The organism is Streptomyces sp. NBC_01296 (assembly GCF_035984415.1).
In the GTDB taxonomy this organism is placed as follows: domain Bacteria; phylum Actinomycetota; class Actinomycetes; order Streptomycetales; family Streptomycetaceae; genus Streptomyces.
Genome location: NZ_CP130721.1, coordinates 13731 through 34688, shown reverse-complemented (window position 1 = coordinate 34688; position 20958 = coordinate 13731). Strand labels below are relative to the sequence as shown.

General features: G+C 70.9%; 20 protein-coding genes and 1 pseudogene. 9 read left to right on the top strand and 12 right to left on the bottom strand.

Annotated features, from left to right (window positions below; translation table 11 throughout):
* Positions 1-2 precede the first annotated feature (2 nt).
* Both tap and tpg read left to right on the top strand, forming a co-directional pair.
* A complete protein-coding gene (gene tap / locus OG299_RS40675) occupies positions 3-2486 on the top strand; it encodes a telomere-associated protein Tap (protein ID WP_327364725.1) in 2484 nt (827 codons plus the stop codon).
* Positions 2487-2489: 3 nt separating this feature from the next.
* Positions 2490-3044, top strand: coding sequence for a telomere-protecting terminal protein Tpg (gene tpg, locus OG299_RS40670; RefSeq protein WP_266636721.1), 555 nt, complete (start codon positions 2490-2492; stop codon positions 3042-3044).
* A gap of 160 nt (positions 3045-3204) precedes the next feature.
* Here tpg and OG299_RS40665 read toward each other — a convergent pair whose 3' ends face one another.
* The 4 genes from OG299_RS40665 to OG299_RS40650 all read right to left on the bottom strand — a co-directional run bounded on the left by OG299_RS40665 (position 3205) and on the right by OG299_RS40650 (position 8402).
* Positions 3205-3582, bottom strand: coding sequence for a DUF6009 family protein (locus OG299_RS40665; RefSeq protein WP_266636822.1), 378 nt, complete (start codon positions 3580-3582; stop codon positions 3205-3207).
* 180 nt (positions 3583-3762) lie between these two features.
* Positions 3763-5361 carry a DNA primase family protein gene (locus OG299_RS40660; protein WP_327364724.1) on the bottom strand — a complete coding sequence of 533 codons (1599 nt, stop codon included), beginning with the start codon at positions 5359-5361 and terminating at the stop codon, positions 3763-3765.
* Complete coding sequence (locus tag OG299_RS40655; RefSeq protein ID WP_442817615.1) at positions 5358-6452, bottom strand: bifunctional DNA primase/polymerase; 1095 nt, start codon at positions 6450-6452, stop codon at positions 5358-5360. Before OG299_RS40655 ends, OG299_RS40660 begins: the two co-directional genes overlap by 4 nt.
* A 963-nt stretch (positions 6453-7415) precedes the next feature.
* Entirely contained in the window at positions 7416-8402 is a 987-nt protein-coding gene (locus tag OG299_RS40650) for an NAD-dependent epimerase/dehydratase family protein (protein ID WP_266636725.1), read from the bottom strand.
* Between the two features lie 202 nt (positions 8403-8604).
* Here OG299_RS40650 and OG299_RS40645 point away from each other — a divergent pair, with 202 nt between their 5' ends.
* From OG299_RS40645 to OG299_RS40635, 3 genes and pseudogenes are all read left to right on the top strand, one after another.
* Positions 8605-9360, top strand: a complete 756-nt coding sequence (locus OG299_RS40645) for an SDR family oxidoreductase (protein ID WP_266636824.1) — start codon at positions 8605-8607, stop codon at positions 9358-9360.
* A 180-nt stretch (positions 9361-9540) separates the two neighbouring features.
* On the top strand, positions 9541-10200 hold the full coding sequence (locus OG299_RS40640; protein ID WP_327364723.1) for a DUF5701 family protein: 660 nt from the start codon (positions 9541-9543) through the stop codon (positions 10198-10200).
* Positions 10201-10291: 91 nt separating this feature from the next.
* Positions 10292-10811 (top strand): annotated as a pseudogene (locus OG299_RS40635) (hypothetical protein).
* A gap of 65 nt (positions 10812-10876) precedes the next feature.
* Here the strand turns inward: OG299_RS40635 and OG299_RS40630 are convergent.
* From OG299_RS40630 to OG299_RS40615, 4 genes are all read right to left on the bottom strand, one after another.
* Entirely contained in the window at positions 10877-11245 is a 369-nt protein-coding gene (locus OG299_RS40630) for a VOC family protein (RefSeq protein ID WP_327364722.1), read from the bottom strand.
* A 318-nt stretch (positions 11246-11563) separates the two neighbouring features.
* Positions 11564-12349, bottom strand: a complete 786-nt coding sequence (locus tag OG299_RS40625; RefSeq protein ID WP_266636733.1) for an ABC transporter permease — start codon at positions 12347-12349, stop codon at positions 11564-11566.
* A complete protein-coding gene (locus OG299_RS40620; RefSeq protein WP_442817614.1) occupies positions 12346-13308 on the bottom strand; it encodes an ATP-binding cassette domain-containing protein in 963 nt (320 codons plus the stop codon). Before OG299_RS40620 ends, OG299_RS40625 begins: the two co-directional genes overlap by 4 nt.
* Before the next feature lie 15 nt (positions 13309-13323).
* Positions 13324-13992 (bottom strand): DUF4097 family beta strand repeat-containing protein, encoded by a 669-nt coding sequence (locus OG299_RS40615; RefSeq protein ID WP_327364721.1) that lies wholly within the window; start codon positions 13990-13992, stop codon positions 13324-13326.
* Positions 13993-14252: 260 nt separating this feature from the next.
* On the opposite strand from OG299_RS40615, the gene OG299_RS40610 reads away from it, so the two are divergent.
* Positions 14253-14987 (top strand): GbsR/MarR family transcriptional regulator, encoded by a 735-nt coding sequence (locus tag OG299_RS40610; protein WP_327364720.1) that lies wholly within the window; start codon positions 14253-14255, stop codon positions 14985-14987.
* Positions 14988-15022: 35 nt separating this feature from the next.
* Here OG299_RS40610 and OG299_RS40605 read toward each other — a convergent pair whose 3' ends face one another.
* The 3 genes from OG299_RS40605 to OG299_RS40595 form a co-directional block, all read right to left on the bottom strand.
* Complete coding sequence (locus OG299_RS40605; RefSeq protein ID WP_327364719.1) at positions 15023-15787, bottom strand: YqjF family protein; 765 nt, start codon at positions 15785-15787, stop codon at positions 15023-15025.
* 113 nt (positions 15788-15900) lie between these two features.
* Positions 15901-16398: a hypothetical protein gene (locus OG299_RS40600; protein ID WP_327364718.1), complete on the bottom strand. Its 498-nt coding sequence runs from the start codon at positions 16396-16398 to the stop codon at positions 15901-15903.
* A 507-nt stretch (positions 16399-16905) separates the two neighbouring features.
* Positions 16906-17277 carry a MerR family transcriptional regulator gene (locus OG299_RS40595; protein WP_266636743.1) on the bottom strand — a complete coding sequence of 124 codons (372 nt, stop codon included), beginning with the start codon at positions 17275-17277 and terminating at the stop codon, positions 16906-16908.
* Between the two features lie 53 nt (positions 17278-17330).
* On the opposite strand from OG299_RS40595, the gene OG299_RS40590 reads away from it, so the two are divergent.
* The gene (locus tag OG299_RS40590; RefSeq protein ID WP_327364717.1) at positions 17331-18440 is read left to right on the top strand and encodes an alkene reductase; all 1110 of its coding nucleotides are present in this window, start codon (positions 17331-17333) and stop codon (positions 18438-18440) included.
* Here OG299_RS40590 and OG299_RS40585 read toward each other — a convergent pair.
* Positions 18437-18856 carry a DUF4345 domain-containing protein gene (locus tag OG299_RS40585; RefSeq protein WP_327364716.1) on the bottom strand — a complete coding sequence of 140 codons (420 nt, stop codon included), beginning with the start codon at positions 18854-18856 and terminating at the stop codon, positions 18437-18439. The genes OG299_RS40590 and OG299_RS40585 overlap by 4 nt on opposite strands.
* Positions 18857-18940: 84 nt before the next feature.
* Between OG299_RS40585 and OG299_RS40580 the strand changes: the two genes are divergently transcribed.
* Positions 18941-19549: a TetR/AcrR family transcriptional regulator gene (locus OG299_RS40580; protein ID WP_327364715.1), complete on the top strand. Its 609-nt coding sequence runs from the start codon at positions 18941-18943 to the stop codon at positions 19547-19549.
* Between the two features lie 411 nt (positions 19550-19960).
* Positions 19961-20866 carry a S41 family peptidase gene (locus OG299_RS40575; protein ID WP_266636752.1) on the top strand — a complete coding sequence of 302 codons (906 nt, stop codon included), beginning with the start codon at positions 19961-19963 and terminating at the stop codon, positions 20864-20866.
* The last annotated feature ends 92 nt before the right edge of the window (positions 20867-20958 follow it).

Below are 20958 nucleotides of genomic sequence, written 5' to 3'. Positions count from 1 at the left end.
CAATGCCCAACGAACAAGAGAGCCTCTTCGCAGCGGTCGACGCCCTGCTCGAAGAAGCAGCCGCCCAGGACCCGCTCCCGCACCCGGACGAGCGCAAGCGCCTGCGCGAAGCCGCCGGCCTGAGCCAGGACCAGATCGCCAAGGCGCTCTCCGTCCGCCGCGAAACGGTCACCTCCTGGGAAACGGGCCGCACGGCCCCCCGCCCTCCCAAACGCGCCGCGTACGCCCGCCTCCTGGAGGGCCTCTCCACCCTCCACCCCGTTGACGCCGTTAACGCCGTTAACGCCGTTAACGCCGAAGCCCCCGGGGACACCCCCACTCCGGCCCCGAGCATTAACGCCGTTAACGCCACCCCGCCCCCGGCGACCATTAACGGCGTTAACGCCACCCCGCTCGCCATCAACGCCACCGCCGCCCCGGCACCCACCATTAACGCCGTTAACGCTGCTGCCCCGACCGCACCCGTTAACGCCGTTAACGCCCCCGCCGACGCCGAGCCCCGGGCCAATCCGGCAGCCCCGGGGTCCGGGGCGGAGCCCCGGTTCCGGGAAGGGGCGGGTAGGGGAACAGCCCCGCAGGGCCCCACCCCGACGCCCCCCACCGTTAACGGCGTTAACGCCGTTAACGCCGAGCCCCCGGAGGCGGCCCAGGAGGCGGCCCCCGCGCCGACCGTTAACGCCGTTAACGCCGATCCCTCGGCAGCACCCGCCACCCCGGCCCCGTCGGCGGAACCGACCCCGACCGTTAACGGCGTTAACGCCGTTAACGCCCGCCCCCCGGCCACACCCCGGCGGCCCCGCCCCACCCCCCTGGAAGGGAACGGCCCCCTCGCCGTCCTCACCGGCACCGGCCAGGCCCACACCACCGCCGGCCTCGTCCTCGACCACCCCACCACCGGCGGCCTCCCGGCCATCCTCACCTGGGCCCTCGGCCCCGACGCCGGCCTCCGCGCCCCCCGCCTCCACCGCAACGGCAAGGACGGCGACCCCCTTCTCGTCCTCACCGCCCCCGCGCTCGAGCTCCTCGGCCTCCCCCTCGCCCTCGAGGACCGCCGCGGCCTGCGCCTCCCGGACAACCACCCGGTCATCAAGCAGCTCACCAAGGCCAAGTGGCAGCTGACCCGCCGCGGCTTCGGTCCCTGGCCCCGCATCTACCGCCCCGCCACCCCCTCCACCGGCCGCCAGTGCGTCCAGCTCGCGATCCTGCCGTGGGGTGCCCTCGACCCCCGCGCCTGGGGCGAGGGCACCCCCGACCTCCCCGCCCCGGAACTCGCGGAGCTCCTCACCACCTACGCCTCCCGCGTCCTCACCCCCCGCGGCTCCACCGCCGTCACCGGCCTCGAACTCATGACGGCCCTGCGCCCGCCCACCCGTGCCGCGAAGGACGAAGCGACCAACACCTGGGTCTCGGCCCCGGTCCCCGGCTCGCTCACCCGCCCCGTCGACCCGGCTCCCCCGGAGGCCCCCGACGAGCACCCGGTGGTCGCCGCCCTCTACCCCCGCTCCCACCAGCGCACCCCGGCCGAGGTCCTCGACGAGGAGGCGTACGACTGGATCCGCGACCCGGAGCTCCTCACCGACGCCGAGTGCACCCGCACCCACGCCGTCGGCATCGACGTGAACATGGCCTTCGCCGCGGCGGCCAACCGGCTCCCCGTCGGGCTCGGCCCCGCCACCCACCGCACCGGCCCCCGCTTCGACCCGAAGCTGCCCGGCTGCTGGCTGGCGGACCTCTCCTCCATCGCCCTCGACCCCCGCCTCCCCAGCCCGTTCACCCCGCACGGCCGACCCCCCACCGGCCCGGCCTGGTACGCGACCCCGACCCTCGCCTACGCCCAGGAGCTCGGCCACGACGTGCACCCGACCGAGGGCTGGCTCCGCCTCGATCACGGCCCGTACCTCGACGCCTGGTACACCCGGCTCCGCGACGCCTACATGGCCACGATGGCGGACCTCGGCGTCACCTCGACGCTCCCCGAGCCCGAGTTCCTGACGGCGATGGCAGAACTTCAGCAGCACTCCGACCCGGTCCTGAAGCCGGTCCTCTCGGCCATCAAGTCCACCGTCAAGGGCGGAATCGGCAAGCTCCGTGAACGCCCCCAGGGCGCCGGCTACCGCCCGGGCGAAGCCTGGCCCGCCCTCGAACGCCCCACCTGGCGCCCCGACATCCGCGCCGCCGTCATCTCCACGGCCCGCGTCAACATGCACCGCAAGATGAACAAGCTCGCCACGGCCGCCGGCCAGTACCCCATCGCCGTCCTCTCCGACTGCGCGGTATACCTCTCCGACGGCCCCAGCCCCCTCGACTTCCTCCCCCGCACCCCCGAAGGCAAGCCCCTGCCCGGCGGCTTCCGCCTCGGCGTCAGCCCTGGCATGGTCAAGCACGAGGGCACCCAGCCCCTCCTCTGGGCCGTGCAGATGCTCGACGAGAACCACAATCCCGCGCGCCACATCAAGGGCCACGACGCGGCAGCCGACGGAGAGTAGTCCATGACCCAGATCGACGACAGCCTGACCCGCGCGGACGAACTGCACTTCACCCGCCACGTCCCCAAGTCGGCGGGCGCCCAGATGCGCTTCCTCGTCAAGCAGCTCAAATCCACCCGGGAGACGGCCCGCCTGCTCGGCATCTCCCAGCGCACGGTCGAGCGTTACGTCAAGGACCAGATCAAGCAGCCCAAGCCGGCGCTCGCCGGCCGCCTCGAGTCCGAGGTACGCCGCCGCTGGCAGCCCCTGGTCCGCAAGCGTGCCCGCGACAGGGCCGCCTCGACCACCGGCCTGGTCATCGAGACCCGCGCCCGCTTCGGTTTCACCGCCGCCCCCGGCACCACCGACGACGGCCGCATGCGCCGCATCACCCAGCACCTGCCCCCGGAGTACGCGGCCCGCCTCTTCAGCGCCCAGGCAGCCGGCGCCGCCGAGTCCCGGCTCCAGCAGATCGCGGCCGAAGCCCTCCAGGAGATGTACTTCAAGGACAACGGCTCCCGCGCCACGGGCCTCTTGGTCGAGTTCACCGACATCGACTACGTCGACTTCGCCTTCTGAAACCCCGGCCGGAGGGACCGAAGGGACCAGAGGGACTGAATTTCGCCATTACCTGAAGCGTTTTCCAGCCATCGCGTCCGGAAGACGGAAGGGTCTGAAGGGACCAGAGGGACCGGAGGGACTGAATCCGCCAACTGCCGGCATCAGACGAAAGCCGGCATCAGGCAACCGTCGGCGTGGACAGCCCTCGCTGCGACCGCGCGGTCTTCCGGCCGACCTGCCGGGGTTCGATCGTCCGCGGATCCACGGCCTCGCCCGGCGCGCCCTCCCGGTACAGGCCTTCGGGCTCCGCGTCGCGGTCGTGCGGCAGCAGGTAGAAGACGCGCCGCTTCTGCAGGCCGCTGTCGGGGTCCGCTTCCGCCGTGTCGCCGAGCTCGGTGAAGCCGATCATGCGCCCGTCACGGTGGTAGCGCGGCTTCCCCCGGCGCCGGGGGGTCTTGTCCAGGGCCTGGCGCACGTAATCGAGCTCTTCAGGGTCCTCCAGCCACACCACTTTGTCCTCGTGGGCGAGATCGCTTGAAGTCAGTAGCGAGCTCATGGCCTGGATCCTTCCTCGTTCACGTAGGCCCTTCCAGGCCCCTTGTTCCGCCACGCCGCGAGCGGCGTCGAAGCCGGTATCCGGCAGGCCCCCGAGGGCCGCCGCCGGCTGGTGGATCTGTTCATCGTCCTTGTCCATCGTAGGCGTGCCCGCCCCCGGGCGGTGGCACACGTAGGCCTTTCACGGCGCGCTTGCCCTGTTCGCCTCGCGCGGGTTCTGCGTTTCGTCGGCCAGGAGCGCCAGGCCGGGGTAGAACTTCTGCCCGTTCGAGCGGAGCATCTCATTGGGCGAGGCGACGCCGACCTCGGCTCGAATACGTGTGGCGAACGCGCGGGTCGTGGCGGGACGAAGGCCCTCGCCGTCGAGACACCACGCACTGTACGCGCGGTACAGCGCTCCCTGCTCCACCTTCAGATCACGGGGCTCGGGCAGCTCCGCCCCGGTGGTGCAGCACTCGGCCAGGAACCGCCCGATGTGGTCCTCGGTGGTGGCGTACGCCTGCGTGGCGGTACGGACCACGCTGGGCCCGGTCAGGGCCGGCTTGGTGGCGAGATAGGCCTTGGCCCCCTGGATCATCCAGTGGAGGATGCCCGGACCCTCCTCCTGTACGAGCGCCTCCGCCAGGTTGTCGATCTTGCGGTGGTCGGGGACGACCTTCTCGAACGGGATCAGCCGGATCCGGCGCCAGAAGGCATGGCCGCCCGTGCCGACCTCCGGACGGTGGTTGCCCAGCAGCCACAGCTTGTGGGTCGGCTCGAAGCTGAAGAAGTCCTGCCGCATCCGCCGCGCCTTGAGCCGGTCGCCGCCGGTCAGCAGCTTGACCCGTGCCTCGTCGAACTTGTCGTGCGGTTTGAGCTCGCTGCAGACGAACAGGCGGCGGCCGTGCAGTTCCGTCAACTCGGTCGAGTGCTCGTTGAACTTCCCGCGCTCCATCAGGAACCCGGGCGGGGCCACGTCCGCGTAGTCCCCGAGGATCTTGATGACGACGTCGAGGAGCGCCGACTTGCCGTTGGCGCCGACGCCGTAGAGGAAGGGCAGCACCTGGCCGCCGACGTCGCCGGTGATGGAGTAGCCGAGCAGGAGATGAAGAAAGTTGATCATCTCCTTGCCCTTGTCGTCGTCGCCGAAGGTCTGGTTCAGGAAGGCGTGGAACCGGGGCGTGGGCATGGCCTCGGGGGCCAGGTAAGTGGCGCGCGAGTGCAGGTCCCGGGTCGGATCCGGCTTGTGCAGGTCACCGGTGCGCAGGTCCACGACGCCCGCGGGGGTGCACAGCGCGTACTTGTCGCCGTCCAGGACGTCCGGGTCCAGGGCGAGTTCGGGGGAGGCCTTGGCCTGCGTGAGCATCGCCTTCACGCCCGAGGTGGACATGGCGCGCTTGCGGTGCTGCGACAGCTCCCGGTCGGTGAAGACACCCCGGGAGTCGTGCGTGGGCAGTTCCTCCGCCATGTCCCCGGCGGCCCAGATCGCGGCCTTCTCCCCGCCGGTGCGCTTCCACCGGTACTCGTCCCACACGTACCAGCCCAGTCCCTCCACGTGCCGGAACCGGTTGTGGTGGAGATGGGCGAAGAGCTTCGCGTTGCCGCGGTCGCTGAGGTTCTGCAGCAGCCCCGTCGCGACGAAATCGGCTCCGCCGCCCCCGGCCGCCGGAGCCCCGCTCTGCTGGGCCGGCAGCCGCCTGCCGCGCGCGGCGGCAGCGGTGTCGGTGCTCTCGGGCGCGAACGCAGCAAGCTGTTCCGCCGCTGCCTGGGCGTTGAACCCCGTGCTTCCGGCGCTGCTCATGGGCGTTCCTTGGGAGGGATCGGTCGGCCGCTTCCGGCACGGAGCCCCGCTTCGACGATGAGGACGTTGCGGCGCGTCTGGTGGGGTCGGGCGTGGTCCGCGGCCTCGAGGAGCAGCCGGCGGCATTCCCCGGCGGCGAGGTGACCCCCCGCGGCGAGCCCTCCGGCGGTGAAGGCGGCCCGGTTGAGCTTCTCGCTGAAGGCCGTTCCGGCCGGGCTGGCCCCGCAGGCCCGTACCTCCTCCAGGAGCCCCGCAAGAGCCCGCTGCCCGCCCTGCAGGGACCCGCGGCCACGCGAACCCCGTACAGGCCCTCCAGGGGCCGCTACGGGCTCCACAGGGGCCGTGTCGATGCCATGGCCGGTGCGTACGAGTTCGGCGGTCAGCCACAGCGGCAGGGCCGCGGGCAGCCGCGCACCGGGCAGCGCCTCGTACACGCCGGCGGCCGTACGCGTCGTGGGCGCCACGATGTAGCCGCCGACGGCACGTACGTCGACCTGCCAGGCCAGCGCGACCTTCGAGCTCGATCCGCTGGAACACCGCAGGCGCGGGCCGCCCTTGGGCAGCCGGTACCAGATGTGCATCCCTCCGGAAGGCGTGCGCACCCGCAGGGTCGACGTGTCTTCGCAAGGGTTGGGCCGGGACCGGTACGCGGCCAGCAGCGCCAAGGTGTCGTAGCCGCTGCCGAGTCCGGTCAGGTCGACGCGCTCGTCGATGGGGATGCCGGGCAGCAGCCGCTCCCTGGCGGGCACGTCATCGGCATCGGCATGTGCATCGACGTCGATGACGACGAGCCCGGCAGGCCCGCAGGAGACCCCGATCCCGAACTCGGGCTCGGCCGCCCACCAGTCCCGCAGCGTAGGGAGGTCGGTGGTGGCCGCATGGAACCCGTGGCACCAGCGTCCCCGGGAACGGCAGGTGCAGTCCTGCGGAGAATGCAGACCGCCCCGGCAGTCGGGGCAGTTCGGAGCAGGCGTCTTGGTCCCTGGAGCCAGTGGATGGACCGGATACCCGCGCAGGGCCATCCAGGTCGCCACGTCCAGTGCCGTCCCGCCACTCACGCCCTGGGGCAGGTTCTGGGAATAGACGGGCACTGGCTCTTCCTTGACGCGTGTTCAGGGACGGTTCCTCCTGTCCCGGGCTGCTCTCCGAGGTGCTCGTCCGACCTGCACATCAGGGACCAGAGGGACTGAAGATTCACTATCGCGGAGCGTACCGCAGACATCGCGCAGGCTCCGCCCGATAAAACCGCTGTATTGAGAGTTCAGTCCCTTCAGTCCCTCAGTCCCTGAAGTTCTACCCCAGTTCGTCCGCAAAAGTTCCCCGATCCACCCCGGTGCACGCCCGGGCGTGTCGTGGCGCGAACCCCCCGTCGGCAAGTGCCACTCCACCCCACCTCCACCAGGGCCCGAGGGTCCCTCGGTAAGCCGTCCCTCCCCGCCCGGAAGCTGACGGCCCTATCGACGACCCCACCCGGGTGCCGGCGCACCCAGGTACTGAACGGTCCCTGGCCCGGTTCAGTCCCTCCCGGTTCAGTCCCTCGAGAAACCTGCAGGTCAGAGCGGTGGAGCCAGAATCTCAGGGACTGAAGGGACTCAGAATCACTACTTCCAGGCTTTATGTGCGTGTGTGTATGCGCGGGCGTAAGAAAGAGCAGGTAGAGGTACCCATGTTCATATCTGGCTCATAACTAGAGAATTGAGTCCCTTCGGTCCCTGTGCCCGCGAGCCCGAGCCCCTGACCTGCAGGTTTATGCAGTGACTGAAGGGACAGGGACCGAAGGGTCCGAACCGGCCTTCAGCCCCTCGGCGGGGGAGGGAGTACCGAGGGAGGGGTCGCGCCCCCCGGCACGGAACGCCACGAGGGACCGAACCCCGACCCGGCCCCAGATCCGGCCCAGTCCCTGGGACCCCCACCCTCCCCGTTTCCAGGGCGGCCGTGCCCGGAAAGCCGCCGGCCCCGTCGCACGGGTGCGCCGGGGCCGGTCGATGACGTCGTGACGCGCGGGCCTTCATGGAGGGGTCGTCGAAGACGACCGTCCGCGACGGCCGGGCGCCTCATACGAGAGCCATGTGCTCCCGGTACCAGTCGGCCGCCTCGTCCAGGCGGGCCAGCGGCCCCGGCCCGGGCGGGCAGCCGGCGGCCTCCCAAATCCCGGCGCTGTCGTACCAGTGGTCCTGCGCGAGCAGCCAGAACTGACGCGGGCTCAACCGGGAACCGGAAGCCGCCAGCCGCTCCAGGCACTCCGCCTCGGGGAGGTCCCGCTCCACCGGAGGCACGATCTCCCGCCCGGCGAGCGCCCGCACCAGAGCGCTCGTGCGCACCGGCTCCGGATGACTGGCGTGCCACACGGTTCCCCCGTCCGGGCCGTACCCGAGCGCGAGGCGGGCGATGAGGTTGGCCAGATCGCCGACCGCGACCAGGGACAGCAGAGCCCGCCCGCCTCCCCACAGCGCCCCGGTGGCTTCGAGGAGTTCTCCCAGCCCCGGTACGACCCAGCGGTCTCCGGGGCCGATCACCAGACCGGGACGGAGCACCACCGCCCCCGCGGCCAGTGCCGGCGCCTCGCCCGCCAGACGCGTCCGGCTGGTGGCTGAAACGGGCGCCGGAACGACACCGTCCACAGGGATGCCGCGGTGTGGTCCGCAGCCGTAGACGGCCGAGGTGGACAGGTGCACGATCCGTCCGACACCGGCCCGGCGGGCCTCGTCCATCAGCGCCGCGGTTCCCTCGGTGTTGACGGCGGCGCACTGCCGTTCGTCGGAGCCGATCAGCGAAGCCAGGTGGACCAGGACGTCCGCTCCCTCACAGCTGTCGCGCAGCGACCCGGGGTCGGACAGGTCTGCTCGGACCCATTCGTCGGCAAGGCCGCCCTCCCGGGGGTCCCGACGGCCCACCACCCTCAGCCGCAGCGCGGCGGACTCCGGCTCTTCGCACCGGATCCGGGCGAGTGCGGACAGGACCGCCGCTCCTATGAAGCCGGTGACGCCGGTGATCACCACCTGGCGAGGCACGGCCCGCTGCGGGCGACGCGGCTCGGTCATCAGTACACCGTTCATCTCGAAAAGCCGGACGGCCGGGATCATACGTCCAGGAGATCCGTAGGATTAGTTGGCAATCAGTCAGACAATCGGCCACGAGCTCACTCGGACCGGGTCCAGAACGGCGCGAACCTTGACGTACTCCTCTGCACCCCGGCCCCCCGCTCCGGAGCAGCAGCCGCGGGCACAGAGCGCCGACGGACCGCTGGCGGGCAGGACGGCACTGGTCACCGGTGCCAGCCGCGGCATCGGCCGTGGCATCGCCGAACGTCTGGCCTCCGACGGCGCGCTCGTGGTGGTCCACTACGGACAGGACGGTGCAGCGGCCCATGACGTCGTGACCTCCATACGGGCCGCCGGAGGCCGGGCTTTCGCCCTCCGGACCCGGCTGGGCGTCACCGGCGACGCCCAGGCGCTCTACGCCGCCCTCGACTCCGAACTGGCCGGGCGCGGCCTCGAGCCCGGGATGGACATCCTCGTCAACAACGCCGGCGTCAGCGGCTCGGCGCGGATCCACGAGGTCACCCCGGAGCTGATCGACAAGATCTTCTCCGTCAACGTCAACGCGCTCCTCTTCATCGTCCAGGAAGGCCTCACCCGCATGCGGGAGGGAGGCCGGATCATCAACATCTCCTCCGTCGCCACCCGGATCGCCTACCCGAAGTCCGTCGTGTACTCCATGAGCAAGGGCGCGGTCGACACGCTCACCCTGGTGCTCGCCAAGGAGCTCGGGCCCCGCGGCATCACGGTCAACACGGTCTCCCCGGGCTTCGTCGCGACCGACATGAACGCCAAACTCCGCACCACTCCCGAGGATGCCGCGAACCTGGCCCGGATGTCCGTCTTCGAACGCATCGGCGAGCCCTCCGACGTCGCCTCCATCGTCGCTTTCCTCGCCTCGCCCGATGCCGGATGGATCACCGGCCAACGCTTCGACGCATCAGGCGGCTCGCAACTCTGACGGGCTCCACGCGGTGGCCCGGCCGAGGCAGAGGCCTTCGCGGCGCAACCACCGGGGGAGTGGAGCGGGCCGGGTACCGGAGCGGCGCCACGGACGTCCGTGGCCGCGCTGCGGGGAACACGGCGACGAGCCACTTCGTTGCCTTGGGGCCCACTGCTTCCGACCGAACCCAGGGGTACTGTGCCGAAGACCTTGTCCACTCCCGCCGTCCCCTCCCTCCCGCCCCTGGTCACCCAGGCCGAGCGCCTGATCGAGCTGGGGGTGCACCGGCTCGCGGGGATGCCCGCCGACGAACTGCGCGCATGGGCCGAGGAAGCCGAAGGCCGATCCGGCGACGCCCTGCTCGCAGTGCACCCGGACCGCGCCCCCGCCTCCGCCCTCGCCCCGCTGCTCCGCCGCGACGGCAAGCCCGGCTTCGTCGTCACCGACATGCCCGACGTCGACCGCTTCGTCCCGGCCGACGGCATCGAGCCACCCGGCACGCCCCTCTACCTCCTCACCGGCCTCGATCGCGGTGACCACATGGCCAACTGGAGCCCGGAGGAGGCACTGCCCGCCCTCACGGAGCAGGACCGCACCCCGCTGCTCCTCACCGAGGGCATCCACTGGGTGCTCCAGCAACCGGCAGCCCTGGAACGCAACCACTGCTTCATGACCATCGGCTCCCGGCTGCACAAGGCGAACGGCGCCCTGGACGCCCGCACCCCGGCGATCTGGATCAGCAACGGCACGGGCCGGGACGGCCGCGAGCGTCGCAACGCCCCGAAGGTCGGCTGGTGCTGGTGGGGCAACCGCCACACCTGGCTGGGTTTCGCCTCCACCACGGCCCGCAAGGCGTAGGGGGTGTCCGCAAAGTCCTGCCTGGCCCGTTGCCGTGCCGGCCGGTCCGGGACTTGCCCTGGACCTCGCTCCAGGTCGTAGCGTCGACGGCATGACCCGCACTGAGCAGCATCCGATCGGCTCGCCCTTCACCGCCAACAGCACAGCCGCGGACGTCATGGCTGGTCTCGACCTCTCCGGCACGAGCGCCGTCGTGACCAGGGGCTACTCCGGACTCGGCCTGGAAACCACCCGGGCCCTCACGGCCGCCGGGGCCCACGTCATCGTTCCGGCACGCCGACCCGAAATCGCGCCTGCGAGCTCTATAGCGGAGATGCCGCTTCAGGAACGATCGAACGCGGATGGGTGGACGCACACGGCAACGTGATCGGCGCCGACTTCAAGACGCCCTCCCAGGGCGACGCCACCGGTGTGTGGGCAGCCACGTCCCCACTCCTCGACGACCGCGGCGGACTCTACTTCGAAGACTGCGACGTCGCACGTGTGTCTCCGGCCCCAACACGCCGATGGACGACGGCGGCGTCCGCGAGTACGCCATCAACCCCGACTCGGCCGCACGGCTCTGGGAGCTGTCCGTCACCGCGACGGGCGCCACCCCGATGGACCGATGAACCCGCGCCGGTTGGGGCCGGAAGTACCGTGCGCGCGGCGGGCCAGGACCTCTCCCGGGGCCGTGTCAGCTGCGGCTGGCGTCGATGACGCAGAACCGGTTGCCGTCGGGGTCGGCGAGCACGACGAAGTCAGGGTCCTGCGGGTACAGGTCCCACTCCACCCGCTGAGCACCCAAGGACACCAGCCGATCCACCTCGGCGGCCTGCTCGGCGGCGTCGTCCGCGTACAGGTCCAGGTGGACCCGCGGATGCTCCTGAACCGGTGTCTCACTCAGCCCGAGCGCCAGTTGGACCCCGGCCCCCGCTGCCGGCATCAACACGACCCAGTCCTCTTCGATCTCCCCGCGCGGCAGATACCCCAGAGCCTCCGTCCAGAAAGCGGCCGCACGCGGCACATCCGAGACACCCAGCACCACAGATCTGATCGTCAGCACGCACCCATCCTGCCGGACGCACCGCGCAGTCGTTCCTGTCGGAGACCTTCAGACGTCCGACCTGACCGCTTGATGCAGCGAGCCGAGCTCGAACGCTCACCGCGAGCAGGTCGGTCAGCTCGAGGACCGTCTGGACGAGATACGTGAGGAAGCGGATCGGTGTGCTGCGGGAGTTCCAGCCCGACCATGTCCGCCGCCCCGGGCTCGCAGGGCGTGCTGTGCACGAGTGAGGGCGGCGTACGCCGACGTGCTGTCGGGTACGCCGCCCTCAGGGTGGACGGGGGCGGCTGCGGGAGGCAGACCGCGCGCTCACGTCGCCTACTTGGGGTCGCGCTTGAACTGCGCCGTGGACCAGCGGTAACCGAGTGCGATGAGGGCGACGGACCAGCCGAGGGCGAGCCAGCCGTTGTTGCCGATCTCGGTGCCGAGCAGCAGGCCGCGCAGGGTCTCGATGGCCGGCGTGAAGGGCTGGTACTCGGCGATGGGCTGGAACCAGCCCGGCATCGAGTCGATGGGCGTGAACGCGCTGGAGATGAGGGGCAGGAGGATCAGCGGCATGGCGCTGTTGCTGGCCGCCTCGGCGTTGGGGCTGGCCATGCCCATGCCGACCGCGATCCAGGTGAGCGCCAGGGCGTAGAGGGCGATGAGGCCGAAGGCCGCCAGCCACTCCAGGACGGAGGCGTCGGTGGAGCGGAAGCCGATGGCCACGCCGACGAGGCCGACGAGGACCACGCTGGCGATCGACTGCAGGACGCTGCCGACGACGTGCCCGATGAGGACGGAGCTGCGGTGGATCGCCATCGTCCGGAAGCGGGCGATGATGCCCTCGGACATGTCGGTGGAGACGGACACCGCGGCGCCGACGACGGTGCTGCCGATGGTCATCAGCAGGATGCCCGGCACGATGTAGGCGATGTACTCGTCGCGACCGCCGCCGCCGATGCCGCCGCTCATCGCGCCACCGAAGATGTAGACGAAGAGCAGCAGCAGCATGACCGGGGTCATCAGCAGGTTCAGCGTCAGCGAGGGGTAGCGGCGCGCGTGCAGCAGGTTGCGGCGCAGCATCGTGGACGAGTCGCGCAGGGCGAGGGAGAGGGAGCTCATCGGACGGCCTCCTTGGCCTCGGTGGTCTGGCTGGGCACGGTGGCGCCGGTGAGGGCGAAGAACACGTCGTCGAGGTCGGGGGTGTGGACGGTGAGCTCGTCCGCCTCGATGCCGGCGGCGTCCAGCCGGTCCAAGACGGAGCGCAGGTCGCGCTGGCTGCCGTCGCTGGGGATCTGCAGCGCCAGCGCCTCGTCATCACGGGCGACCTCGCCCAGCACAGCGGCGGCGGCCTGGTAGGCGGCCGGGTCGGAGAACCGCAGCTTCACGTGTCCGCCGGGGATGAGCCGCTTGAGCTCTTCCGCGGTGCCTTCGGCTGCGATCTTGCCGTTGTTGAGGACGGCGATGCGGTCGGCGAGCTGGTCCGCCTCCTCGAGGTACTGGGTGGTGAGGAAGACGGTGACGCCGCCGGTGACGAGTTCGCGGATGATCTGCCACATGTTGTGGCGGGAGCGCGGGTCGAGTCCGGTGGTGGGTTCGTCGAGGAAGATGATGCGCGGGTTGCCGACCAGGGTCATGGCGATGTCGAGGCGCCGCTTCATGCCGCCGGAGTAGCTGGCTGCGGGCTTCTTGGCGGCCTCCACCAGGTCGAAGCGCTCGAGCAGTTCGGCGGCGACCCGCCGCCCCTCGCTCTTGGAGAGGTGGTGGAGGTCGGCCATGAGGAGCATGTTCTCCTCGCCGGTGATCAGGCCGTCGACGGCGGAGAACTGCCCGGTGACACCGATCGCGGCACGCACGGCCTGCGGATCGGCGGCCAGGTCGTGGCCGCCGACGCGGATCTCACCGGCGTCCGGGGTGATCAGAGTCGAGAGGATCTTGACGGCGGTGGTCTTCCCGGCGCCGTTCGGCCCGAGGAGGGAGAAGATCGTCCCCTCCGGAACGTTCAGGTCGATGCCGTCCAGCACGCTCTTGTCGCCGTAGGACTTGCGCAGCTCGTTCGCCGCGATGGCCAGGTTGGTCATGGTGGGGTGCTCCCTTTAGAGGCTGCGGGCGGTGATGTTGCCGTAAGAGGTGCTGGCGTGGATGTTCAGGTCCGGGGTGCCGCCGGTGTTCTGGAGCGAGTTGTTGATCCGGCCGTAGGTGGTGCCGGCGTCCAGAGCGGCGGAGACTCCGCGGGCGGCAACGACCGTGATCTCGCCGGCCTCGGTGCGCAGCGTGACCGTGCCGCGCATGGCCTCGGCGATCTGGAGGTCGCCCTTCTTGGTGCTGATCTGCGCGTCCCCGCCCAGACGGCCGAGCGAGACATCACCCGACATCAGGGTCAGACGGGCGCTCGCGGCCTCGTCGATCTTGACCGTGGCCTGCGCGCCCTCGAAGGAGACGTCGCCGAGGCGTCCGACGCCGCGGAGTTCGGCGCTGGCAGCCTTCGCCTCGACACGCGAGCCGGCGGGCAGCTGGACCGTCACCTCCACCGACCCGGACGAGCCGAGGATCCGGTTCTTGGCCGGTGCGGCCTCGATGCGCAGGACGCCGTCGGTGTAGGTGACGGTGATCTCCTCGGCGGCCTTCACGTCACGGCTCTTGGAGGCGTTGGCGGGCAGGATCTCGACGGTGGTGTTGTCCCGGTCGGCGGCGATGAACCGGATGTGTCCGGAGGGGATGTCGAGGACGGTGGAGATCGGGGCGGGGGTGTCGAACTTCTGCATGGTTCTCTCCTGTTTATGTAGCGCGCTCTCTCGGCCCGCTGTTTCTGATGATGGAAAAGCTACGTTGCATTCACAGATCTGGCAACACGTTCGTTGCGCAAAATCGCCATCAGTGCAGGTAGAGGCCGAGAATTCATTGCAATGAGCTGAAATCTAATGCAACGCGCCCCACCCCACACGTTGCAATGAATTGCGGGTGAACGCTATACTGGCGCCCTCGAGACGCCCTTGAGCCACGACAGACCGCGAAGGAGCCCGCGATGCCGGGAGGCAGACTCACCCAGCAGGAACGCCAGCAGATCGCGCTGGGACTGGCCGACGGCCTCGCCTACGCGGAGATCGCCAGGCGTCTGGACCGTCCGACGTCGACGGTCACGCGTGAGGTGATGCGCAACGGCGGCCCCGGCGGCTACCGCGCGGACCTGGCCCACCGGGCCACCGAACACCGCGCACACCGCCGCAAGCAGGCCGCGCCCCGCGACCCGAAGGCGCCCGCGCAGACCCACGGCCGCGACGCCGAGGCGGTGCGCGCGTACGAGGAGACGTTCACCACCGTCCTCATGCAGGCGGGCACGCCCAAGATGATGGCCCGGGTGCTGTCCTGCCTCTACATCACCGATGCAGGCAGCCTCACCGCGACCGAACTCGTCGAGCGCCTCCAGGTCAGCCCCGCGTCCATCTCCAAGGCGATCGCCTTCCTCGAGGGCCAGGGCCTGGTCCGCCGGGAACGCGACGAACGCCGCCGCGAGCGGTACGTCGTCGACAACGACGTCTGGTACCAGTCCATGATGGCCAGCGCCCGCGGCACCGCCCAGCTTGCCGAGACCGCACGGCAGGGCGTCGGCATCCTCGGCCCCGGCACCCTGGCCGCCACCCGCCTCGAGAACATCGCCCGCTTCGTCGACTTCGTCTCCGAAAGCATCGCCCGCGCAGCCGAACAGGCCCGCGAAGTCCTCTACACGAAACCCGAATCATCCTCGGAAACCACCACCTGAGCCACAACGCGTCCGCCGAAGGTGACGCGACGGCGCTAGAGCGGCCGGCGCGGCTGCGGGACGGTGGCGGCGGCCCGGGACGGCCGACCGAGCCGTACTGCGACTCCGGGCGAGTACAGAACGCTGACCGGGGCCTCCCGCGGTGTCGGGAGGCCGGCCGAGGCGAGCAGGTTCTCTTCGCACGCGAGCAGTTCCGCCCGGTACAGCGGCCAGCGCGGGTGGTCGTTGGGCAGATACGCCGCTCCGCTGGAGAAGGCGTTGTGCATGCCCCACCGGGCGGTGAGGAAGTGCTCCAGCTCGGTGGGCTCCTCGATCCGCTCGCCCCTGGCCACCGTGATGCGGCTGTGCGCGCCGCGCGGGCCGGGCCAGCGGCGGGAACTGGCGTAGTGGACGGTGTCGCCGTCGGTGCGGACGCTCATCCGGGACCACAGGTAGGGCAGCCGGAAGCCGACCCGCCCCATCACGACCGGGAGCAGCCGCGACGCATCCATCGACCGGAACACGACACCGCGCCGCCCGTGCGCGTCGACCGAGTACAGGCGCACGTTGGTCTCGGGGAACGATCCGAAGTACGGCACTCCACGCAGCCGCAGCCAGCCGACCCGGTGCATCCGGAAGGCCACGAGGCCTACGTAACCGACCCCGTCGTGCGTATCGGGCACGGTCCCGCTCGGCAGCAGCGGAGCCACGACCTCCGGGTCGACGGCCCAGTGGATGAAGGCGAGATCGAGCCACTCCTGGGTGAGGAGCGGGCTGTGTATGCGGACGGGGGCGTCGGGCGTCACGGGCGGCGGCTGCACGGCGCCAGAATGCCAGAGCGGCCACGCTCGGCCTTCAAGCGGCAGAGCCGGGCCCGTTGTACGTGGAGTGGGCGGGATCGGCGGCGCGGCCGCGCGCCACGTGATCCGACGCCTCAGGAGCTCGCGCGGCTCACCGACCAGCGGTGCACCCGGTCGCCGTCGTGCGTGAGCCAGGTGCCGTCCCCCAGCGAGGTGACGTCCTCGCCCACCGGCGCCGGGTAGCCCGGCCGGCCGAGCGGACGCAGCGTGTCCGCGTCCAGCAGCCAGTGCCGCGTCTGCGGTGCCCCGCCCGCCGGATGCACCGGGCCCTGGACCAGCACACGGCGCCCGTCGAGGACCTCGGCCGACAAGAATTCGTCGTTCTCCGGGTCGACGGACAGCTCCGCCAGGTCCAGCAGCGCCGCCTGCTGCCCGGAACCGAGGTCGTACGCAGCCGGCTCGTCGCGGCGGTCGTCATCGGGGAACAGGTGCTCGGCGTACCGCTGCGTCAGCACCCCGGAGCCCGGCAGGAATCCCGCCACCGCCCGCATCCACGTGCCGCCGAGGATCCGCAGACCGTGGGCGCCCGGGGCTCGGCCCACCAGGTCGACCAGCTGTGCCAGGCGGTCCAACAGGACACCACGACGGCGCCGCCGTCCGGACGCCAAGACTGCACCGCGGCCGACGCCGGCGACCTGATCTGCCGCCGACCCAGCACCTCACCGGTCGCCGCCTCCAAGAGCAGCAGGTCGTCCCAGGTGTAGTTGCGGTCCGGCTCCAAGTCGTACACCAGGGCCGCCTTTTCCTTGTCGGGCTCCAGCGCCGGTACGACGACGCTCACCAGCCGTCCGTCCGGGCTGACGGCCGGGCGGAGTGCGTCCGGGCGGCCCGTGCCACGGGGCGTGGGGGAGCACCCAGCGCAAGCCGCCGCCGGGCCCAGCGCCCGCACCGACGCCACTTCGGCCACCACGCATCCGCCGTCGGGCGTGGGAACCGCCCGCTCCTGCTCCTCGGTCCGCGCAGCGGCCGTCGGGCCTCCGGTCCCGCCCGCGAGGAAGTCCTCGCGGGCGTGGACCTCCACCAGCCCGGGCGTGCGGACGAGGAGCCGCCCTCCGGCGACTGCCTCGAGAAGAAACGGCCTACGCGGCCGTCGTGCGGCCCGCCGCCGCCTCGATGACCTCGTCCAGTACATCGCGGGAGCGGACCAGATCGCCGATCATCCGGTCGATCCGCTCCCGCTCCGTGGCCAGTTCGGCCACCAGCGCCGGGGTGGCGCGCACCGACGGGCCGCCGTCCTCGTCCCGCATGCAGGGCAGGATCTGCGCGATCTTCGCGCTGTGCAGGCCGGCCGCGTAGAGCTCCTGGATCCGGATGACCCGGTCGACCGCCCGCTCGGGGAAGTCCCGGTGGCCGCCGGGCGTCCGGTCCGAAGCCAGCAGGCCCTGCTCCTCGTAGTAGCGCAGGGAACGTTCACCGACCCCGGTGCGCGCAGCCAGTTCGCCGATCCGCATGCCCCACCCCAGCTCTTGAATCTGACATCAATGTCAGCTTTTACGGTACCGGCATGACGCAGACACAGCACGGTCCCGCCGCATCCCGCTTCTTCGAATCCGCCCGCCTCGGCAGCCTGGAACTGCCCAACCGCCTGGTGATGGCCCCGCTGACCCGCAACCGCGCCGGAGCCGACGGAGTCCCCGGCGAACTCATGGCCACGTACTACGCGCAGCGCGCCTCGGCCGGCCTGATCATCGCCGAGGCCAGCACCCCGAACGCCGTCGGGCAGACCTACCCGCACATCCCCGGCATCCACACGCCGACGCAGATCGCCGGCTGGCGCCGGGTCACCGAGGCCGTGCGGGCCGCCGGTGGCGGGGGGATGTTCCTCCAACTCCAGCACGGCGGCCGGGTCGGCCACCCCGAGACCAGCGGGTACGTGCCGCTCGCCCCGTCCGCGGTGGCGTTCCCCGAGCAGCTGCACACCCCCGGCGGTCTCCGGGACGGCGTCGTACCGCGCGAGATGACCGCCGAGGACATCCGGTCCACGATCGCCGACTTCGCGAGCGCGGCCCGTGGCGCCGTCGAGGCGGGCTTCGCCGGGGTGGAGGTGCACTCCGCCAACGGCCACCTCCTGCACCAGTTCCTCTCCCGCAACACCAACCGCCGTACCGACGAATGGGGCGGCTCCGTCGAGAACCGCATCCGCTTCACCGTCGAGGTGGTCCGGGCCGTCGCAGCGGCCATCGGCCCGGAGCGGGTCGGCGTACGCATCTCGCCCGGAGTGAGCGTCAACGGGATCGAGGAGGGCGACACCGAGGAGATCTACCCGGCACTGGTCAAGGCCCTGGCCGACCTGACGCCGGCCTACCTGCACCAGGTCCACGCCGACCCCGACCGGCCCGGCTTCGCCCAGATCCGCCGCGACTGGCCCGGCACCCTGATCGCCAACCCGGCGCTGTCCCGCGAGGAGGTCGCGGCCGACGGCGGCAAGAGTCGGGCCGAACGCCTGCTGTCCGAGGGCGCCGACCTCGTGTCGCTCGGCCGAGGCTTCCTCGCCAACCCCGACTTCGTGGAACGGCTGCGCACGGACGCGCCGCTCAACGAGCTCCGTCCGGAGTTCCTGATGCACGTACAGGGCCCGGAGGGCTACACCGACTACCCCGTGCTCGGCGCCTAGGCCGGGTCCGGGTCCGGGAGCTGGATCCGGGCGGCGTGATGGGCTTTCTCGTCGGCGTCGGCGAGCCAGAAGTACAGCGGCGGCAGGACCAGTTCGAGGACGGTCAGCGCCACCTGGAATTTGTGCGGCCATCCGTACAAGGCGAGCGACAGCAGGCGCCCGGCCGCCCCCAGCAGGAATACTCCGGCCAGCCACCGGATCGCGCTCGCCGGGATCGGCGACTGGCGGGCCGCCCAGATCCAGGCGAGTCCGTAGCCCGCGAACGTTGCGCCCAGGAACCGGCCGAGGCTGTCGACGGTCACCCCGGCCGAGCCCGCGCCGGGTATCGCCGCGTTCCCGAGCAGCACGTGTCCGAGCCCGATCGCCACGCACGAGACGCCCATCGCCACCACGAGCCACTTCAGAGTCCTGGCCATGCCCCGACCTCCCACCACCGGTAAGTAGACGTGTGTCTACCAGTAGGCGCCACTAGTAGACGCGTGTCAAGTAAGATGCGTTGCATGCCTCCCCGCCGACGGCTCGGTCCCGACGAACGCCGCGCCCAGCTCCTCTCCGTCGGCGCGCAGCTCTTCGCGCAGCACCCCTACGAGGAGGTACTGATGGAAGACGTCGCCGAGCGGGCCGGAGTCTCCCGCGCCCTGCTCTACCGCCACTTCGCCGGCAAGCAGGAGCTCTTCGCGGCCGTCTACCGGCAGGCGTCCGACCGGCTGCTGGAAAAGGTCCCCCTCGACCGGCCCGGCGACATGCTCGGCCAGCTCGAAGAAGGGCTCGACGTCCACCTCGACTACTTCATCGCCCACCGCAACACCGTCCTCGCGGCGAACCGCGTCCTCGCGGGCGACCCGGTAGTCCAGACGATCATCGACAGCGAGCTGGACGTCCTGCGGGCCAGACTCCTCGACGTCCTCCCGCTCGCGGACGACTCCGCCCGGGCAGCCGTGGCAGCCGTCCTCAAGAGCTGGTTGGTGTTCGTCCGGGTGCTCTGTCTGGACTGGCTCACCGCGCAGACCTGTACGCGCACGGTTCTGCGCGACACCTGCGTCGGCGCCCTGCTCGGAGCCCTCCGCCCGTTCCTCGAGGATTCCCGCACCGAGGCGGACGGCCCCTGACCCCTGACTGCGCTCACCCTCGCCCTACGCGTCGGCGAGGGGCCGACGATCGGGCACGGGCACGGACGCGGTGGCCGGCTGCCGCCTCATCCGGGGCTCCTGGCATCGAACACGCGCGGCATGAGCGGTTCAGTTGGCCGGACGGGCCAACTACACCGCTCAGGCACACCCGTTGCCGACCCCACTCCTCCTTGCGGCTGACCCCCATTCCCCTGCGCTGAGCGCCGACATGGCTTCGTCATCGGGGGTGGCGGGTGGAGCGCGGAGAGCTGATCGCGGGACGGTACGAGTTGGAGAAGCGGCTCGGGCGGGGCGGGACTCCAGCACGATCAGCAACAGCCTTGACGGCGCGGGACCATCCCGGAGTGTCTAAACTTTGACGCTGCAAGGGGTGGTGTTCTACTCCCTGCTATGACGACTGTGACGAAGCTTCTGCCTGCCGCTGTCATCGACGAGACAGCCCAGCTGCTGACCGAGCACTACGTTTTCCCGGAGATAGCCGAGCAGCTCGCCGGCCTGCTGCAACAACGCCTCGCCGAGGGCGCCTATGACGTGGACGGCGCAGAGGAACTGGCCCGTCTGGTCACCGCGGACCTGCAGTCCGTCAACGGCGACCGGCACCTGAGACTGAAGCACCACACCGACCCGGTCCCCCCGAAGCGGGGGGCGGCAACCCTCGAGGCCATGCGCCGGGACTTCGACACCTCGCTCGGCGGTGCGCCCCGGGTCCAGTTGCTCGACGGAGGGGTCGCCGTTGTGGAGCTGGCACCGATGCTGTTTCCGCTGGAGTGGGCCGCCGAACCGCTGGGCGCCGCGCTCACCCTGGCCTCCCGCGCCCAGGCCCTGATCGTGGACCTGCGTGCCAACCGAGGCGGCGACCCGGACACGGTCGCCTTCGTCTGCAGTTACCTCCTGGACGAGCGCACCCATCTCAACACCATGTCCTGGCGTGGCGGAGAGCGCAGTGAGCAGTCCTGGAGCCTCCCGCACGTTCCCGGCGCCCGCTTCGGCGGCAGCAAGCCGTTGTACGTGCTGACCAGCGACACCAGCTTCTCCGCCGCTGAGGAGCTGGCGTACGACCTCCAGCAGCTCGGCCGCGCCGTAGTTGTCGGTGAGCGTACTCGCGGCGGCGCACATCCGTGCCAGGGCTGGACGGTGCACCCACACCTGGAAGCCACCATCCCGTTCGGCCGCGCCATCAACCCCGTCTCCGGCACGAACTGGGAAGGCACCGGCGTGCAGCCGAACGTCCCTTGCGCTGCTGCTGACTCCCTCGACCGCGCTCACGAGCTGGCCCTCGCCCGACTGGCAAGCTGACCCAGCCCAGCCCAGCCCAGCCCAGCCCAGCCCAGCCCAGCCCAGCCCAGCCCAGCCCAGCCCAGCCCAGCCCAGCCCAGCCCAGCCCAGCT

Bases quoted from the DNA above. Each gene is read 5' to 3' on its own strand.
- OG299_RS40610 (WP_327364720.1), top strand. From the start codon at position 14,253: ATGCCGGGAGGCAGACTCACCCAGCAGGAACGCCAGCAGATCGCGCTG.
- OG299_RS40590 (WP_327364717.1), top strand. From the start codon at position 17,331: ATGACGCAGACACAGCACGGTCCCGCCGCATCCCGCTTCTTCGAATCC.
- OG299_RS40650 (WP_266636725.1), bottom strand. From the start codon at position 8,402: ATGACCGAGCCGCGTCGCCCGCAGCGGGCCGTGCCTCGCCAGGTGGTG.
- OG299_RS40660 (WP_327364724.1), bottom strand. From the start codon at position 5,361: ATGAGCAGCGCCGGAAGCACGGGGTTCAACGCCCAGGCAGCGGCGGAA.
- OG299_RS40585 (WP_327364716.1), bottom strand. From the start codon at position 18,856: ATGGCCAGGACTCTGAAGTGGCTCGTGGTGGCGATGGGCGTCTCGTGC.
- OG299_RS40625 (WP_266636733.1), bottom strand. From the start codon at position 12,349: ATGAGCTCCCTCTCCCTCGCCCTGCGCGACTCGTCCACGATGCTGCGC.
- tpg (WP_266636721.1), top strand. From the start codon at position 2,490: ATGACCCAGATCGACGACAGCCTGACCCGCGCGGACGAACTGCACTTC.
- OG299_RS40575 (WP_266636752.1), top strand. From the start codon at position 19,961: ATGACGACTGTGACGAAGCTTCTGCCTGCCGCTGTCATCGACGAGACA.
- tap (WP_327364725.1), top strand. From the start codon at position 3: ATGCCCAACGAACAAGAGAGCCTCTTCGCAGCGGTCGACGCCCTGCTC.
- OG299_RS40595 (WP_266636743.1), bottom strand. From the start codon at position 17,277: ATGCGGATCGGCGAACTGGCTGCGCGCACCGGGGTCGGTGAACGTTCC.
- OG299_RS40620 (WP_442817614.1), bottom strand. From the start codon at position 13,308: ATGACCAACCTGGCCATCGCGGCGAACGAGCTGCGCAAGTCCTACGGC.
- OG299_RS40665 (WP_266636822.1), bottom strand. From the start codon at position 3,582: ATGAGCTCGCTACTGACTTCAAGCGATCTCGCCCACGAGGACAAAGTG.
- OG299_RS40580 (WP_327364715.1), top strand. From the start codon at position 18,941: ATGCCTCCCCGCCGACGGCTCGGTCCCGACGAACGCCGCGCCCAGCTC.
- OG299_RS40615 (WP_327364721.1), bottom strand. From the start codon at position 13,992: ATGCAGAAGTTCGACACCCCCGCCCCGATCTCCACCGTCCTCGACATC.